Annotated in this window: 12 protein-coding genes; 8 read left to right on the forward strand and 4 right to left on the reverse strand. The window is 62.4% G+C overall.

What is annotated here, in order from left to right:
- Nucleotide 1: 1 nt before the first annotated feature.
- Nucleotides 2-2089, forward strand: a complete 2088-nt coding sequence (gene uvrB / locus OS914_RS10065; protein ID WP_267545925.1) for an excinuclease ABC subunit UvrB — start codon at nt 2-4, stop codon at nt 2087-2089.
- Nucleotides 2090-2109: 20 nt separating this feature from the next.
- On the opposite strand, the gene OS914_RS10070 is transcribed toward uvrB, so the two are convergent.
- From OS914_RS10070 to OS914_RS10080, 3 genes are all read right to left on the reverse strand, one after another.
- The gene (locus OS914_RS10070; protein ID WP_324290646.1) at nt 2110-3459 is read right to left on the reverse strand and encodes an alpha/beta fold hydrolase; all 1350 of its coding nucleotides are present in this window, start codon (nt 3457-3459) and stop codon (nt 2110-2112) included.
- Entirely contained in the window at nt 3456-4016 is a 561-nt protein-coding gene (locus OS914_RS10075) for a GNAT family N-acetyltransferase (protein WP_267545926.1), read from the reverse strand. The genes OS914_RS10070 and OS914_RS10075 overlap by 4 nt, the downstream gene beginning before the upstream one ends.
- A gap of 83 nt (nt 4017-4099) precedes the next feature.
- The gene (locus OS914_RS10080; protein ID WP_267545927.1) at nt 4100-6631 is read right to left on the reverse strand and encodes a DEAD/DEAH box helicase; all 2532 of its coding nucleotides are present in this window, start codon (nt 6629-6631) and stop codon (nt 4100-4102) included.
- Between the two features lie 44 nt (nt 6632-6675).
- Here OS914_RS10080 and OS914_RS10085 point away from each other — a divergent pair, with 44 nt between their 5' ends.
- Together OS914_RS10085 and OS914_RS10090 are read left to right on the forward strand one after the other, a co-directional pair.
- Nucleotides 6676-7632: a trans-aconitate 2-methyltransferase gene (locus OS914_RS10085; RefSeq protein ID WP_267545928.1), complete on the forward strand. Its 957-nt coding sequence runs from the start codon at nt 6676-6678 to the stop codon at nt 7630-7632.
- On the forward strand, nt 7629-8327 hold the full coding sequence (locus OS914_RS10090) for a PIG-L deacetylase family protein (protein ID WP_267545929.1): 699 nt from the start codon (nt 7629-7631) through the stop codon (nt 8325-8327). Before OS914_RS10085 ends, OS914_RS10090 begins: the two co-directional genes overlap by 4 nt.
- A gap of 187 nt (nt 8328-8514) precedes the next feature.
- Here the strand turns inward: OS914_RS10090 and OS914_RS10095 are convergent, their stop codons facing one another.
- The gene (locus OS914_RS10095) at nt 8515-9171 is read right to left on the reverse strand and encodes an MBL fold metallo-hydrolase (protein WP_267545930.1); all 657 of its coding nucleotides are present in this window, start codon (nt 9169-9171) and stop codon (nt 8515-8517) included.
- Nucleotides 9172-9329: 158 nt separating this feature from the next.
- Here OS914_RS10095 and OS914_RS10100 point away from each other — a divergent pair, with 158 nt between their 5' ends.
- From OS914_RS10100 to OS914_RS10120, 5 genes are all read left to right on the forward strand, one after another.
- Nucleotides 9330-11072, forward strand: coding sequence for an ABC transporter ATP-binding protein (locus OS914_RS10100; protein ID WP_267545931.1), 1743 nt, complete (start codon nt 9330-9332; stop codon nt 11070-11072).
- A complete protein-coding gene (locus tag OS914_RS10105) occupies nt 11069-12988 on the forward strand; it encodes an ABC transporter ATP-binding protein (protein ID WP_267545932.1) in 1920 nt (639 codons plus the stop codon). The genes OS914_RS10100 and OS914_RS10105 overlap by 4 nt, the downstream gene beginning before the upstream one ends.
- Complete coding sequence (locus tag OS914_RS10110; RefSeq protein WP_267545933.1) at nt 12985-13413, forward strand: GntR family transcriptional regulator; 429 nt, start codon at nt 12985-12987, stop codon at nt 13411-13413. Before OS914_RS10105 ends, OS914_RS10110 begins: the two co-directional genes overlap by 4 nt.
- Nucleotides 13414-13476: 63 nt before the next feature.
- On the forward strand, nt 13477-16401 hold the full coding sequence (gene uvrA, locus OS914_RS10115) for an excinuclease ABC subunit UvrA (RefSeq protein WP_267545934.1): 2925 nt from the start codon (nt 13477-13479) through the stop codon (nt 16399-16401).
- Nucleotides 16398-17144: an HAD hydrolase-like protein gene (locus OS914_RS10120; RefSeq protein ID WP_267545935.1), complete on the forward strand. Its 747-nt coding sequence runs from the start codon at nt 16398-16400 to the stop codon at nt 17142-17144. Before uvrA ends, OS914_RS10120 begins: the two co-directional genes overlap by 4 nt.
- Nucleotides 17145-17166 lie beyond the last annotated feature (22 nt).

The raw sequence follows: 17166 nt of genomic DNA on the forward strand, positions 1-17166 counted from the left end.
TATGAGTCTTGCGCAGGAAATCAACCGTATTGTGGCACCCTTTGAAGTCATTAGCGACTATCAGCCGGCGGGCGATCAGCCTGCTGCGATCAAGGAACTGACGGAGCGGATCAACAACGGCGAGAAGGATGTTGTCCTCTTGGGCGCCACGGGAACCGGTAAATCGGCGACGACGGCGTGGCTGATCGAACAGGTCCAGCGGCCCACGCTGGTGATGGTGCAAAACAAAACGCTGGCCGCGCAGTTAGCGAACGAGTTCCGCGAGCTGCTGCCGAACAACGCCGTAGAATACTTTGTTTCGTATTACGACTACTACCAGCCGGAAGCGTACGTTCCGCAGACGGACACTTTTATCGAGAAGGATTCTTCGGTCAACGAAGAGGTTGAGCGGCTGCGGCACTCGGCAACCAACACCCTGCTGACCCGCCGGGATGTGATTGTGGTGGCCACCGTCTCCTGCATCTATGGACTGGGTACGCCGGAGGAGTACGTGGCCGGCATGGTGACTTTGCGTCGCGGTGCCGAGATGAGTAGGGACAATCTGCTGCGAAAGTTTGTCAGCATGCAGTACGCGCGCAATGACATCGATTTCCACCGAGGCACATTCCGGGTGCGCGGGGACACGGTGGAAATTATCCCTATGTATGAGGAACAAGCAATTCGGATCGAGTTCTTCGGCGACGAGATTGAAAAGATCTACACCCTGCACCCGTTGACCGGCGAGGTCATCCGCGAAGAGACCGAAATGTATGTTTTTCCGGCCTCGCATTATGTTGCCGGCCCGGAGCGGATGAATCGTGCTGTTAAGCAGATCGAGGATGAGCTGGCCGTACGGCTCCAGGAGCTGGAGGGGCAAAACAAACTGCTGGAAGCCCAGCGGCTGCGCATCAGGACCACCTACGATCTGGAAATGATGCAGGAGATGGGGTTCTGCAACGGCATTGAGAACTATTCGCGGCACATTGATGGACGCGGCTCCGGGACCGCCCCGCACTGCCTGCTGGATTACTTCCCGGACGATTTCCTGCTGGTCATCGATGAATCGCACGTCACGGTCCCGCAGATTGGGGCGATGTATGAGGGGGACATGTCGCGGAAGCGCACATTGGTGGATCACGGATTCCGGCTGCCCTCGGCAATGGACAACCGGCCGCTGAAATGGGACGAATTCCTCGAACGGGTGGGCCAGACGGTCTACCTGTCCGCGACGCCGGGCAAGTACGAGCTGGCCAAGGCGGACGGTACGGTGCAGCAAATCATTCGCCCCACCGGACTGATCGATCCGGAAATCATCGTTAAACCCAGCAAGGGACAGATTGATGATCTGCTGGCCGAGATCCGGGTCCGGGTGGAGCGGAACGAGCGTGTTCTGGTCACTACGCTGACCAAGCGGATGTCTGAGGACCTCACCGAGTATCTCCTGGGACACGGCGTCAAGGTCCAATACCTGCACTCCGACGTGGATACGTTGCGGCGCGTTGAACTGTTGCGCGAACTCCGGATGGGCACCTTCGACGTGCTGGTGGGAATTAACCTCCTCCGCGAGGGCCTGGACCTGCCGGAAGTGTCCCTGGTGAGCATTCTGGATGCGGACAAGGAAGGCTTCCTGCGCTCCGCCACCTCGCTGATCCAGACCATTGGGCGTGCAGCCCGGAATGTCTCGGGTCAGGTGCACATGTATGCGGACCGGATCACGGACTCGATGGCCAAAGCCATCGATGAAACGAACCGCCGGCGCGTTATTCAGGTCGAGTACAACACGGAGCACGGGATAGATCCGACGCCGCTGCGGAAGCGGATCGCGGACATCACGGACACGTTGAACCGTGAGGATGCCGATACCAGAGAACTGCTGGAGGCTGCGGGTAAGGGACGCGGCAAAGCGCGCGGTAAAGCACCGGTCCCGGTCCGCCACGATGGACTTGCTGCCGTGCCGGCCGAGAACCTGCTGGATCTTATATCTCAGCTGACGGAACAGATGCATTCCGCGGCCGCGGATCTGCACTTTGAACTGGCGGCCAGACTGCGTGACGAGGTGGGGGACTTGAAAAAGGAACTGCGTCAGATGCAGTCCGCCGGGCACGCCTAGGCCTGCCCCGCTGCGGCCGGCTACAGTCCTCGGCACATCCCCAATAACCGGGCGAAGATTTCTTCGCCGTCTTCGGTGATGCCGTCATGATGGTAGTCGGCTGTTTCCCAGGCCTGTAGTCCGCGCACGGCGGCAGCCGTCTCCATCGACAGATCATGATCAACATAGATGTCGTCGAGATACACGGCCGCGGCCACCGGCACGGAGTTCCGGGCCAGCTGGGTCGGATCATACAGCGGAGGCCAAGCTGGCCGGGCGGCCAGCAGCTCCGCCACGTCCGCCAGCGGCACGAGCGCCGGGTCCTGGTCGAAGTACCAGGGGTAGACCATTTCACCGGTCAGCAGCGGCGCCTCGCCGCCCGGCTGGAAGTCAGGGTATTGGTCCAGCACCCGCCACGCGGCCCAGTTGGTGGCCCCGCCCTGGGCGTAGATCGACTCGTGCAGCAGCGCATAGAGCGGGTTCGAACTGCGGCTGACCTGGGATCCTACCTGGGCCATGAACACATCCGACAGGCGCCAGCCATCGGCAGTGGAGAGGAACGCGTCTTCCAATAAGTAATGCAGCGCGTCCATCCGGGTATTGCCGCCCAGGAAGTTTCCGACCATCTGAAAGCGCTCGGGCGTTAGCCGCTCGCCCGTCGGAAGGTTCTCCGTTACATTTGCCAGGTGCCGGAAGATCCGGCTGGTCAAGGCACGGTCTTCGGGGTAGCGGGCAAAATATTCGGCGTTGCGGGCGGCTACCCTGGCATAGGTGGCCTGGTAGACGCGGTCCGGAGAACCGGCTAAGGGGGCAAGGCCTCCGGTGATCAATACCTCACGCAGGCCCTCGGGCGCGAAGGAGAGATAGGTCAGGGCGCAGAACCCGCCGAAACTCTGGCCAAAAATGGTCCACGGTGCGCCGACGAGTACGCCCCGGATGAGCTCGGCATCGGCAACGATCGAGTCAGCCCTAAAATTCGACAGATACTCTGCCTGCGCTGCGGCGGTTCCTACCGAGGGCAGAGTCTGGCGTGTGGCGGGCGTGGACAGGCCGGTTCCGCGCTGGTCCAACATCAGCACACGGAAGGACGCCGTAGCTTCCTTCAGCCAGCCGTTGAGGGAAGCGGGGCGATTGCCGCGGCCTCCCGGGCCACCCTGCAAGTACAGCAGCCACGGGAGCTCCGCCACGTCAGCGGGGGAGTGGGCGGAGGCCGATATTTCCCGGGCGAAGATTTCCAGTTGCGCACCCTTGGGCTGGGAGTGGTTCAGTGGCACGGTGAACCAATGATCCGTTAGCCGCATCCCTCGCGTTTTATGCGTTAGGCCCAGTCGATGTACCTGTGGCTGCAGCTCACTGGGGCGGTCCCGGCGAGTGGACAGTTTCCCGCTCATGGGAGCTTCTGGCCTGCCGCTGCCCGGACGCTTCCGAAGTTAGCCAAGGCCTCACCGCTGAGTCGAAAAACGGACCAGCCATCCATCGGCGCAGCGCCGATTCCCTGGTAAAACCGGATCGACGGCGCGTTCCAATCCAGCACGCTCCATTCCACCCGTGCATAACCCCGGTCGGACGCAATGCCGGCGAGTGTTCGCAGCAGCGCCTTGCCGTGCCCGGCTCCGCGAGCCTCAGGCCGCACGTAGAGGTCCTCCAGATAGATGCCGTGGCTACCCTCCCAGGTGGAGTAGTTCAGGAACCACAGTGCGAAGCCCTGAACGGTATCCGTCCCGTCGCCTGCCGGTGCCGCGGCGTCCCCGCCGCCGTCGTCGTCGTCAACTCTGTCATTCAGCGCCACGTGCGCGAAGATCCGCGGGTTACTGCCGAAGAGCGTCTGCATCAACATCTCTTCGGTGTTCCTGACGGCGTGTGGTTCCTTCTCATAAATGGCGAGATCGTGGATCAGGGACAAAATTGCAGGGACGTCAGCGGGCACAGCGGCACGAATAAAAGACATGTTCCGAGCCTATCGTCTGAACCCGCCGGACTGAATCGGCCGGTTACGGATCGGTCGGACTAAACTGGCGGCCCCGCGACAGCTCAGAGCCGGCTGAAATTGAGAACGCGCACCACCGCGGTCCCGGCCGCATCGGATGCCGCCAGGTCCACCTCGGCCGCAAGGCTCCAATCGTGATTGCCTGCCGGGTCATCAATGATCTGCCGCACCTTCCACACGCCGGGAGCGGGGGTGATTTCCAGCAGTGCGGGACCCCTGGCAGTGGGCCCATCGTTAAGGTATTCGTGCTCGTCCCAATACGCGTCCAAAGCGTCGGCCCAGCGGTCGGCGTTCCAGCCGGCGCCGTCGTCGAGCGCCCCGAGGGCCTCAAAATTATCCGCGGCGGCCAATTCAATGCGCCGGAACATCTCATTGCGCACCATCACCCGGAACGCACGCTCATTCCTGGTCAAGCTAGGAGGAGGCGGCGGCGGCGCATCATGCGGCTGCGGTGCGGCACCGCTGGTCAGCTCTTCCCACTCGTCGAGCAGGGAAGAATCCACCTGCCGGACCAGCTCGCCAAGCCAGGCAACAATGTCCTCCAGGTCTTCACGCAACGCGTCCTGCGGGACCGTCTGGCGCAATGCCTTATAGGCGTCCGCCAGGTAGCGCAGCACAATGCCTTCCGAACGCGCCAGCGAGTAGAACTGGACAAATTCACCGAAGTTCATGGCGCGCTCATACATATCCCGGACAATGGACTTCGGCGCCAGCTCAAAGTCCCCGACCCACGGGGCACCCTTGCGGTACACCTCAAAGGACTGCTGCAGCAGCTCCCCCAGCGGCATTGGGTAGGTGACTTCATCGAGCAGGGCCATCCGCTGGTCGTATTCCATCCCCTCGGCCTTCATCGCGGTGATGGCCTCGGTGCGGGCGTGCCTCAGCTGGGCCGAGAGAATCTGCCGTGGCTTTTCCAGCGTGGACTCAATCACGGAGACCGCGTCCAGTGCGTAGCCCGCGGACTCAGGATCCAGCAGCTCCAGCGCGGCCAGGGCAAAGGGGGAGAGCGGCTGGTTTAGGGCGAAATTCAATTGTAGGTGCACGGTTAGCCGCACGGTTCGGCCGTCACCGGTCTGCTCCTCGGGTGGGATACGTTCCAGGATGCCAGCGCCCAATAGCTCGCGATAAATGCCGAGCGCCTTGCGCATCAGCTTCAGCTGTGCCGCACGCGGTTCCCGGTTACTGGTCAGCAGACGGCGCGCAGCCTGGAACGGATCGCCAGGGCGTTCCAGCAGGTTCAGCAGCATGGCGTGCGTGATGGTGAAACTGGAGGTCAACGGTTCGGGGACGGATTCCACCAGCCGGTCGAAAGTCGGCTCACTCCAGCTGACAAAACCATCCTGCGGTTTTTTCTTCACCACCTGGCGAAGCTTTTTTGCATCATCGCCGAACTTGGCGTGCGCCTTCGCCATGGCCTTGACATTCTCCACCACATGCTCCGGTGCTTGGACGACGACGGTCCCCGCAGTGTCGTAGCCGGCCCGCCCCGCGCGGCCGGCAATCTGGTGAAATTCCCGCACCTGCAGAATCCTGGTGCGGACACCATCGTATTTGCTCAGCGCCGTCAGCAGCACGGTCCGGATCGGCACATTAATACCCACACCGAGCGTGTCTGTACCGCAGATGACCTTCAGCAGTCCAGCCTGCGCCAGTTGCTCCACCAGCCGCCGGTATTTGGGCAGCATGCCCGCGTGGTGCACGCCAATGCCGTGCCGCACCAGCCGGTTGAGCGTCTTGCCGAAACCGGCGGCGAACCGGAAGCCGGCAATGAGCTCGCCGATCCGGTCCTTCTCCTCGCGGGTGCAGACGTTGATGCTCATCAGGTTCTGTGCCCGGTCAATGGCCTCGGCCTGGCTGAAGTGCACCACATAGACCGGGACCTGCTTGGTGCTCAGCAGTTCCTCTAGCGTCTCGTGGATGCTGGTCTGCACGTAGTAGTAGTGCAGCGGGATCGGGCGCTCTGCGGAGGAGACCGTCGTCGTCGTCCTGCCGGTTAGCTCTGTCAGCTCGCGCTCAAAACCTGCCACCTCCCCGAGGGTGGCGGACATCAGCAGGAATTGAGCCTGCGGGAGCTCCAGCAGCGGAACCTGCCACGCCCAGCCGCGTTGCGGGTCCGCGTAGAAATGGAACTCGTCCATAATCACCACGCCCAGATCCGCGGCGGCACCTTCGCGAAGGGCAATGTTGGCCAGAATCTCAGCGGTGCAGCAGATAATCGGTGCGTCCTGGTTGACCGAGGAATCACCGGTGATCATCCCAACATTCTGGGCACCGAAAATGTCGCACAGGGCAAAGAACTTTTCCGAAACAAGTGCCTTGATCGGAGCTGTGTAGTAGCTGCGTTGTCCGGCCGAGAGTGCCTGGAAATGGGCGCCGACGGCCACCAGCGACTTGCCCGACCCGGTGGGAGTGGACAGGATGACGTTGTTGCCGGAAACGAGTTCCATAACCGCTTCCTCCTGCGCCGGGTAAAGGCTCAGTCCGCGCCCCTCCACCCATTCCAGGAAGGCCGTGAAGACGGCGTCCGGATCGGGAGTGCCTGAGGTGCGGGGAGGAAGCTGCTGCGCAAGATTCATGATGCCTCAAGCTTAAGGGCTAATACTGTGGCACGATCATCCCCATGGAATCGAAGACACCCGAGGGGCTTACACCTGAGGGGCTCGCACCCGAGGGGCCTACACCTGAGGGGCCGGCTCAGCGGCGGACGACGCCGGTCTGGGATCCGGAGCAGTACGTCCGGTTTGGCGATCACCGTGACCGGCCGTTTTTTGACCTGACTGCGCGTATTGGTGCGCAACAGCCGCGCCTGGTGGTTGATCTGGGCTGCGGCCCCGGGACCCTGACCGCGTCATTGGCGCTCCGCTGGCCCGGAGCGCGGGTGGTGGGAGTGGATTCCTCAGTGCAGATGATTCAAGCGGCGCAGCGGATTTGTCATGCCCCCGATGCCCCAAAGAACCTGTCCTTTGCATTGGGGGACATCGCCGGCTGGATGCCGGAGCCGGATACCGATGTGCTGGTCTCCAACGCAGCCCTGCAATGGGTGCCCGGTCATCAAACACTGCTCGCGGCCTGGCTTCGGGCTTTGAACCCGGGATCGTGGCTGGCTGTGCAGGTGCCCGGTAACTTTCGGTCGCCGTCGCACGCGTTAATGCGCGACGTCGCCACCTCCGAACGCTGGCAGCACGCGCTGGCGGGGGTGCTGCGGGACGAGGACACGGTAGGAGAACCGGACGATTACCTGCGGCTTTTGCTGGACTCGGGGTGTGCCGCCGATGTCTGGGAAAGCACCTTTCAGCAGGTACTGACTGGCGAGCGCCCGGTGCTCGACTGGGTACGCGGCACCGCGCTCCGCCCGATTCTGGCGGCGTTGGGGGAAGCGGACGCGGCGGAGTTTGAGGAAACGTACGCCGCGCTGCTTGCCGGCGCGTATCCGACGACGGCGCAGGGAACTATCTTCCCGTTCCGTCGGATCTTCGCGGTGGCACAGAAAAGGGCGGCTGAGTGGGAGCCAGCAGACCGTCGAGTGGCAAAGACATCCGTTCAGCAGACGCTGGCGCAAACGAGAGGACAACGATGAACGAGCTTGAGCCGTTTCCGCATGATTGGCAACGCGCCCTGGTGGTGATGGCGCATCCGGACGACCCGGAGTACGGCGTGGCGGCGGCGGTTGCGCAATGGACTGCTGCCGGCAAGGAAGTGGGCTACCTGCTGGCAACCCGTGGTGAGGCGGGGATCGCCGGAATGAATCCGGCGGAGGCTGGCCCGCTGCGCGTCGAGGAGCAGCAGAGGGCCTGCGCCCACGTCGGCGTCCGCCATCTGCAGTTTTTGGATCTTCCGGATGGCAGGCTTGAAGAGGGACTGCAACTGCGCAGGCTCATCGCCAGGGAGATTCGCCGGCAAAAACCCGCGCTGGTCATTACATTGAACCATCGCGAGACCTGGCGTCCGGGGGCGTGGAACAGCTCCGATCACCGGGTAATGGGAAGGTCCGTTTTGGATGCTGCTGCGGATGCGGGCAACGAATGGATCTTTCCTGAATTGCTGGCCGAGGGACTGCCGGCACACCGGGTGCGGTGGGTGGCTGTTGCTTCCACCGAACCATCACACCGCCAGCCGGTGGATTCGGCCAGCGTCGCCGCGGCCGTGGACTCGCTGTCCGAGCACCGGCGGTACCTGGCGGCTCTTAGCGACGTGCCCGTCCGGGAACAGGCCGCTGCGCAAGTGAAGATGGTCACCGGGGACGGACAAGTCCGCTTCGAGCTCTTTGGCTGAGAAGATTGACGGGGGCCGGAGCGGCGTTGGGCGGCAAGGCGACGGCGGCCGGCGCGCGTCCTCAACGTCTCACCATGTCCGGCGGGCGGGCCGGGCGTCCAACAATATTGTCTGACGCTGCTGCATCCTGACCCAGGCCAATGGCAATGCCGTCGCCGGCTAGAAGCCGCCGCTCGAGATTAAGGAATTACCAGCCGCGGGCCCGCCATTGCTGAAGATGCGGACGCTCGTGCCCGAGCGTAGTTCCGCTGCCATGACCGGGATGAACCAAGGTATCGTCCGGGAGAACGTCGAAGATCCGTGCTTCTACATCATCGATCAACTGACCGAAGCGCACGGAGTCCTGCTGCGTATTGCCTACACCGCCGGGAAAGAGAGAGTCGCCGGTGAACAGGTGCGCGGGGCCCGCTGGATCACGGTACAGCAGCGCCACGGACCCGGGGGTATGACCGCGCAGGGCGATCACATCAAGGGAAAAACCGGCAAAACTGAGTACGTCACCGTTCGCCAGCAGTGTGTTCGTTGGAACCTCGATGCTTGCGGCGTCGTCGTGGCCTGCCGCGGTTTTTGCCCCCGTTTGCGCCACGACTTCGGCCAGGGCACGAACGTGGTCCCAGTGCGAATGGGTCGTCACCACCAACGCCAGCCGGGCGGTGGCCTCTGTGTCGCTGTCCCGGTCAGCCTCGGCCAGCAGCGCAAGGATTGCACTGCTGTCGTCGGCCGCGTCGATGAGGACCTGATCACCGCTTTGCCGACCCGTAAGTAGGTACACGTTGTTGTCCATGCCGCCCACCGCAATGCTCCGGACGGTCACGGCGGGCAGGTTCCAGATATTGGCGCTCATTCCAAGAGCCTACGCAAATTCCGCCGTGAGAATAAGCGCTAGGGCAGGCCAATCGGCTAGAGGATCTTTGACGAGAGTAGTTTTACACTGTCAGTGGTGCCAAAAGATGTCTGCGGCGCTGGTATCGAACTCTCGTCACTAGGTCCGCTGGAGGACTCGTGCTCATCCGATTAATCGTACGGAACCTGGCTCCGCACAAGGTCCCGCTAACGTTGATCATTGTGCTGCAGTTCCTGTCCACTCTGGGCACGCTGTACCTGCCGACCATCAACGCGAACATCATTGACGACGGCGTGGTCAAGGGTAATACAGCTCTGATTTTCCAGCTCGGGGGCTGGATGCTGGCCATTACCGCCGGCCAGATTGTCTGCGCAGTCGGGGCGACGTATTTCAGCGCGCAGCTGGCGATGAAGGTCGGGCGGCAGATCCGCCGGGATTTGTTTACCCGGGTGGAATCGTTTTCGGCCCAGGAAATGGGGGTGTTCGGAGCTCCGTCACTGATCAACCGCACTACCAATGACGTGCAGCAGGTCCAGATGCTGACACTACTTGGCTTTACCATGATGGTGACAGCGCCCATCATGTGCGTGGGCGGGATTGTGCTGGCGCTCAAGCAGGACGTTCCGCTGTCCGGGCTTCTGGTGGTGATTCTGCCGGTGCTGATTCTGGCCATCTGGCTCATTGTGCGCAAATTGGTTCCGCTGTTCCGGCTGGTGCAAAAACAGCTGGACCGGATCAACGCGGTCCTGCGCGAGCAGATCATGGGCATTTCCGTCATTCGGGCGTTTGTCCGGCGCGATTTCGAGATGGAGCGGTTCGGCCAGGCTAACTGCGATTTGACGTTGACCCAGTTGCGCACCGGACGGCTGCTGGCGCTAATGTTCCCGACCATTTTCGTGGTGGTCAACGTAACCTCTGTGGGGGTCCTTTGGTTTGGCGGCCAGCGAATCGACAGCGGCGCCATGCAAATCGGAGCGCTGACCGCCTACTTGAGCTACATCATGCAGATACTGATGTCGGTGATGATGGCAATGTTCATGTTCATGATGATCCCGCGGGCCGCAGTCTGCGCGGAGCGGATTCAGACGGTGCTGGATACGGAGTCCTCGGTGGCGGATTCCCCGGGAGCGCTGGCGCTGCGGGAGTTGGGCGGCGCGCTGGAATTCAGCAATGTCGGGTTCACCTACCCCGGCGCGGAAGCGCCGGTAGTTTCCGGTCTGAGCTTCACTGCAAAACCGGGAACGACGACGGCGGTCATAGGGTCCACGGGCAGCGGTAAATCAACGCTGCTGAATCTGATTCCACGTTTGTTGGACCGGTCCGCCGGATCCATCTCGGTGGGCGGTCATGACAGCCACGCCGTGACCTTGGAAACGCTGCGCTCGGCGATTGGGCTGGTGCCGCAGAGGGCGTATCTGTTCTCCGGGACGGTAGCCAGCAATCTGCGCTTCGGCCGTCCTGACGCGACGGACGAGCAGCTGTGGCGGGCCCTTGAAATCGCCCAGGCTGCGGACTTCGTCAGGGACATGCCACAGGGGCTCGAGGCTCCCGTCGGTCAAGGCGGAACCAATTTCTCCGGCGGCCAGCGTCAGCGGCTCTGCATCGCCCGGGCCGTGGTCAGCGAACCGTCGATTTACCTTTTTGATGACAGCTTTTCCGCCTTGGATTTCACCACGGACGCGAAACTGCGGGCTGCACTGAAACCGGTTACCCGGAACGCCACGGTGCTCGTGGTGGCCCAGCGCGTCAATACGATCATGCATGCGGACCACATTTTGGTCCTTGATGAAGGGCGGCTGGTGGCCCAGGGAACGCACGAGGAGCTGATGGCTGGCTCCGGGACCTACCAGGAGATAGTAACGTCGCAGCTCACGGACGAGGACGGGGTGCGGGCGGTATGAGTATGCGCGGGCAAGGCGGGCCGCCGCAGAAGGCAAAATCGTTTGGACCCAGTGTCAAACGCATCTTTACGTTGATGGCGGCCGACAGGCCGCGGATGATCTGGGTGGTTTTCCTAGCGGCTGTCTCGGTCAGCATGAGTGTGCTGGCTCCGAAGATTCTCGGCCATGCCACCGACCTGATTTTCCAAGGCGTGGTGGGCAAGATGTTCCCCGCATCGGTGACGAAGGCGCAGGCCGTGGAGGGGCTGCGGGCCAAGGGCCAGGGCCAGGTCGCGGACATGCTCAACGGGATGAACGTGGTGCCCGGTCAGGGACTCGATCAGCAGGCGCTGGGCTGGGTGCTGCTGGGTGTGCTGGTCCTGTACGCAGTGGCGTTCTTCTTCAACTGGAGCCAGGGCTACATCACGGCGGGAATTGTCCAGCGCGCCATGTACAAACTGCGGCAGGATATCGAAACGAAGCTGGACCGGTTGCCGATGTCCCATTTCCAGGAGGAATCCCGCGGCGATGTGCTCAGCCGGGTCACTAATGACATCGACAATTTCTCGCAGACGTTGAATCAGACGCTGACGCAGCTGCTGGTCTCCGTCCTGACAGTTGTCGGTGTGCTGTCGATGATGTTCTCCATTTCACCGCTGCTGGCGCTGATAGCGCTGGCAACGGTTCCCGTCACGGTGCTCGTGACCGTCCTGATCGCTAAGCGGTCCAAGGTCCAGTTCACCGCACAGTGGAAGACGACCGGTGAGCTCAACGGTCACATTGAGGAAATGTTCACCGGCCACGAGGTGGTCAAGGCGTTCGGGCAGCAACAAGTGGCGATCGACAAATTCGCAGTTTCGAACGACACCCTGTTCCGCTCCAGTGCCAACGCGCAATTCATCTCGGGCATCATCATGCCGTCGATGAACTTCATCGCCAATCTGAATTACGTGGCGGTAGCAGTGGTTGGCGGTGTGCAGATTGCGGCCGGAAACCTGACCATCGGCAGCGTGCAGGCGTTCATTCAGTATTCACGCCAGTTCAGTCAACCGATGGCGCAAATCGGCGGGATGATTAATTTGCTGCAGTCCGGGGTCGCCTCGGCGGAGCGGGTTTTTGACTTGCTCGATGCCAAGGAGCAGGCGCCCGATCCGGCGCCCGCAGCTACGCTCGGTGCCACGGTCGGCAGGGTTGTCTTCGAGAACGTGAACTTCAGTTATGTTCCAGGTGAGCCGCTGATCCAGGATCTGTCTCTGGTGGCGGAGCCCGGGCAGACGGTGGCGATTGTCGGGCCTACGGGCGCAGGTAAGACGACCCTGGTGAACCTGCTGATGCGCTTTTACGAAATTGACTCTGGCCGCATCACCATCGACGGCGTGGACACAGCCAAAATGACGCGCGATGATCTGCGCCGGCGGTTTGGCATGGTGCTCCAGGATGCATGGCTTTTCGGCGGAACAATTCGGGACAATTTGGCCTATGGGCGCCTGGAGGCGACGCAGGAGCAGATCGTTCAGGCCGCGGAGGCGACGTACGTCGATCACTTCGTCAGGTCCCTCCCGGAGGGTTATGAGACGGCATTGTCCGCAGACGGGGACAGCCTCAGTCAGGGACAGCGCCAGCTCATGACCATCGCCAGGGCCTGGCTGGCCGATCCCGGCATCCTGATTCTGGACGAGGCCACCAGCTCCGTAGATACCCGTACCGAGGTGCTGATCCGCCAGGCGATGAACCGGCTGCGCGAGTCGCGCACCAGTTTCGTTATTGCGCACCGGCTCTCCACCATCCGCGACGCGGACCTGATCCTTGTGATGGACCACGGCAGAATTCTTGAGCAGGGCAGTCATGAGGAGCTGCTGGCCGCAGGCGGTTTCTACTACGACCTTTACATGTCCCAATTCGGTGATCCGCTGATCGAGGAGACGGCTGCCCTGTGAAAGATGCAGGAGCGGTGAAAGTTGCCGGAACTGTGAAAAGCGGGGTCGCCGTGCTGGGCAGGTGGCTGCTGGATGAAACTTCGTCGGTACCGCCGTTCGAGCAGATCCGGGTGCGCATTTTGGACCTCGCTGCCTCCGGGAAGCTCGCTGTGGGGACACGGCTCCCGCCGGTCCGGACGCTGGCCGGCCAGCTGGGTGTCGCGGTCAATACAGTAGCCCGCGCGTACCGGGAACTGGAACAGGCCGGGATCGTGCGCACCGGGGGCCGCGCCGGGACGGTGGTCGCCGCAGCGGGGGACGAGTCGCTGGCGCAGGTGGCGGCCGCCGCCTCGGACTACGCCGCCGTCGTCAATCGTCACGGCGTGGAGCTGGGGACGGCGCTGGAATTGGTTCGCGCCGCCGTCGAACGTTCCAACGCCAAGTAGACTTTCTAAGCCTCTGGCGAAAGTTCCGGGGGGAACTCATATTCGAACGAAGATTCGATTATTATGGAGTACGTGCCTAAAGCAGTTGAAACATCCGAAATAGTATCGCGGCAGCCGGTCCCCAGTCGGCCATTGACCCACCAGGACCGGTCGCGTTTGGTCGTCAAGGGGGCGCGGGAGAACAACCTGCGCAATGTGGATCTTGATCTGCCCCGCGATGCCATGATCGTCTTTACCGGGCTCTCCGGTTCGGGGAAGTCCTCGCTGGCCTTCGATACGATCTTCGCCGAAGGGCAGCGCCGCTACGTGGAGTCCCTCTCCGCCTACGCCCGCCAGTTCCTGGGTCAGGTGGACAAGCCGGACGTCGATTTCATCGAGGGCCTCTCACCCGCGGTTTCGATCGACCAGAAGTCAACGAATAAGAACCCGCGATCCACGGTCGGCACCATCACGGAGATCTACGACTACATGCGCCTGCTGTGGGCGCGGGTAGGGACCCCGCACTGTCCCGTGTGCGGGGAGCCGGTGGCCCGGCAGACGCCGCAGCAGATCGTTGACCAGCTGCTGGAAATGCCGGACGGGACCCGCTTCCAGGTGCTTGCGCCGGTAGTGCGGGCCCGCAAGGGCGAGTTTGTGGAGCTTTTCAAGGAGCTGACCGCGAAGGGCTACTCCCGCGCCAAGGTGGACGGCGAACTGATCCAGCTGGCCGAGGCGCCGAAGCTGAAGAAGCAGTTTAAGCACACCATCGAGGTGGTTGTGGACCGTCTGGTGGTCAAGGAGGGAATCTCCCAGCGGCTGACTGATTCGGTGGAGACAGCGCTCGGTCTGGCGGAGGGCCGGGTGCTGGTGGAGCTGGTCGAACTCGACGCCGACGACCCACAGCGGATCCGGTCCTTTTCGGAGAATCTGGCGTGCCCCAACGAGCATCCCCTGGCCATCGATGAGGTGGAGCCGCGCTCGTTTTCCTTCAATAATCCTTTTGGCGCCTGCCCTGCATGCAGCGGCATCGGAACCAAGCTGGAGGTCGACGAGGAGCTGGTAGTGCCGAACCCGCAGCTCTCGCTGGCGCAAGGCGCGATCGCGCCATGGTCTTTGGGGACTGCCACGACGGAGTACTGGAACAGACTGCTGGATGGCTTGGCGAAGGACATGGGATTCTCCATGACTGCGCCGTGGCGAAAACTCTCCGAAGACGCCCGGCAGTCAGTGCTGTACGGCAAGGACCACAAGGTAGTGGTGCAGTACAAAAACAGGTTCGGTCGGGAACGCAAGTACAGTACCGGCTTTGAGGGTGCTGTCCAGTACATCCAGCGCAAGCATGTGGAAACCGAATCCGATACCGCACGCGACCGCTATGAAGAGTACATGCGGCAGATCCCTTGTCCGGTGTGCGGCGGAGCGAGGCTGAACCCGGCGTCGCTCTCCGTGCTGATCAACGGTAAGTCGATCGCCGCTGTCTCGGCACTGCCGATGCGCGAGTGCTTCGCGTTCCTTTCCAATCTGGTGCTGACCGGGCGGGAGGCCCAGATCGCCAGCCAGGTACTTAAAGAGATCCAGGCCCGGCTGACTTTCCTGCTCGACGTGGGGCTGGAGTACCTGAACCTGGAGCGCGCCTCTGCGACGCTCTCCGGCGGGGAGGCGCAGCGGATCCGGTTGGCCACGCAGATCGGATCCGGCCTCGTGGGCGTGCTCTACGTCCTGGACGAGCCGTCCATTGGGCTGCACCAACGGGATAACCGCCGGCTGATCGAGACCCTGACCAGGCTGCGCGATCTGGGGAACACTCTAATTGTTGTTGAACATGATGAAGACACAATTCAGGAAGCTGACTGGATTGTGGACATTGGCCCCGGTGCCGGAGAACACGGCGGCGAGGTGGTGCATTCGGGCTCCTACGCGGACCTGCTCACAAACACCAAGTCGCTGACCGCCGACTACCTTTCCGGCAGGAAGAGCATCGAGATCCCGGCGAAGCGGCGCAAATATGACAAGAAGCGTGAGCTTAAGGTCGTGGGGGCGCGGGAGAACAATCTGCGGAACGTGGATGTGGCTTTCCCGCTCGGGCTGTTCACCGCGGTGACGGGGGTGAGCGGTTCGGGCAAATCGACGCTGGTCAATGAAATTCTCTACAAGGTGCTGGCCAACAAACTCAACGGCGCCAAACAGGTGGCCGGCCGGCATCTGCGGGTGGACGGTCTGGAGCATCTGGACAAGGTTGTCCATGTCGACCAAAGCCCGATCGGCCGCACTCCGCGGTCCAATCCGGCCACCTACACCGGAGTCTTTGACAATATCCGCAAGCTCTTCGCCGAAACCACCGAGGCCAAGGTCCGTGGATATCAGCCGGGCCGGTTCTCCTTCAACGTCAAGGGCGGCCGCTGCGAAGCGTGTTCCGGCGACGGGACGCTGAAGATCGAAATGAACTTCCTGCCGGACGTTTATGTCCCGTGCGAGGTGTGCCACGGGGCCCGTTACAACCGCGAGACGCTGGAAGTCCATTACAAGGGCAAATCGATTGCGGATGTGCTGAATATGCCGATCGAGGAGGGAGCGGAGTTCTTTGCAGCGTTCACTCCGATTGCCCGTCACCTGAACACTCTGGTCGACGTCGGGCTGGGCTACGTGCGGTTGGGCCAGGCTTCCACGACCCTCTCCGGCGGGGAGGCGCAGCGGGTCAAGCTGGCCGCCGAACTGCAGAAACGCTCGAACGGACGCAGTGTCTACGTGCTCGATGAACCAACCACCGGCCTACACTTCGAAGATATCCGCAAGCTGCTGCTGGTACTGCAGGGGCTGGTGGACAAGGGGAACACAGTGATCACCATCGAGCACAACCTTGACGTTATTAAGAGCGCGGACTGGGTAGTGGATCTGGGCCCGGACGGTGGCTCAGGCGGTGGTCTGCTGATGGCCTCGGGGACCCCCGAGAAAGTCGCTTTGTCCACGACGAGCTACACCGCTTCCTTCCTGAGTGAAGTGTTGTCGTGATTGCCCAGGCACTGGTGCCGGACGGGATGCAGGAGCGCGGACCGGACGGGGTGCAGGGCTGTGACGCGGTGCTGTTCGACTTGGACGGCACCCTGGTGGATCCCGCCGGCGGTATAAGCGGCGGGATAGCCCACGCGCTGAAGCAGATGGGACTTCCAATCCCGGGGGAATCTGTGCTGGCGGCCATGGTCGGTCCCAAACTCTCGGATGCCTTGTTGGACCTGACGGACGCTGCCGCGGCGCAGGTCCCGGAGTTGATCCGGATTTACCGGCGCTGGTATGCGCTGGAGGGTATTGCGATGGGGCAGGTCTACCCCGGCGTCAGGGAAGTGCTGGGGGACCTGCAGGAAAGGGGCGTAGCGCTGGGCGTGGCTACGCAGAAACCGCAGGCTTTGGCAGGGACCGTGCTGCGCGCCCATGGTCTTGCGGGTTATTTCAGCGCCGTATTCGGTTCCGCAAATGACGAAGCCCAGCGGCCGTCAGACCCCGGGTACCGCAGCGGGAAGAAAGAAATCATTGCCTCTGCCGCGCAGGCCCTGGCCGGTTCGCGCCGGCCCATTATGGTGGGGGATCGTGCACAGGATGTCCGCGGGGCCCTCGCTAACGGGCTGGACTGCATCGGCGTGACATGGGGCTTCGCCCTGGGCGGGGAGCTGGAAACCGCGGGCGCGGCCATAGTAGTTGGAGACGCGCCAGCTCTGCTGGCGGAACTGAACAGACGTTTGACCGGCATTTCGCGTTAGCGTCCGCAGCTGCTGACCCCGG

Origin of the sequence: Arthrobacter endolithicus, assembly GCF_026627425.1 — a bacterium.
Taxonomy (GTDB): Bacteria; Actinomycetota; Actinomycetes; order Actinomycetales; family Micrococcaceae; genus Arthrobacter_M.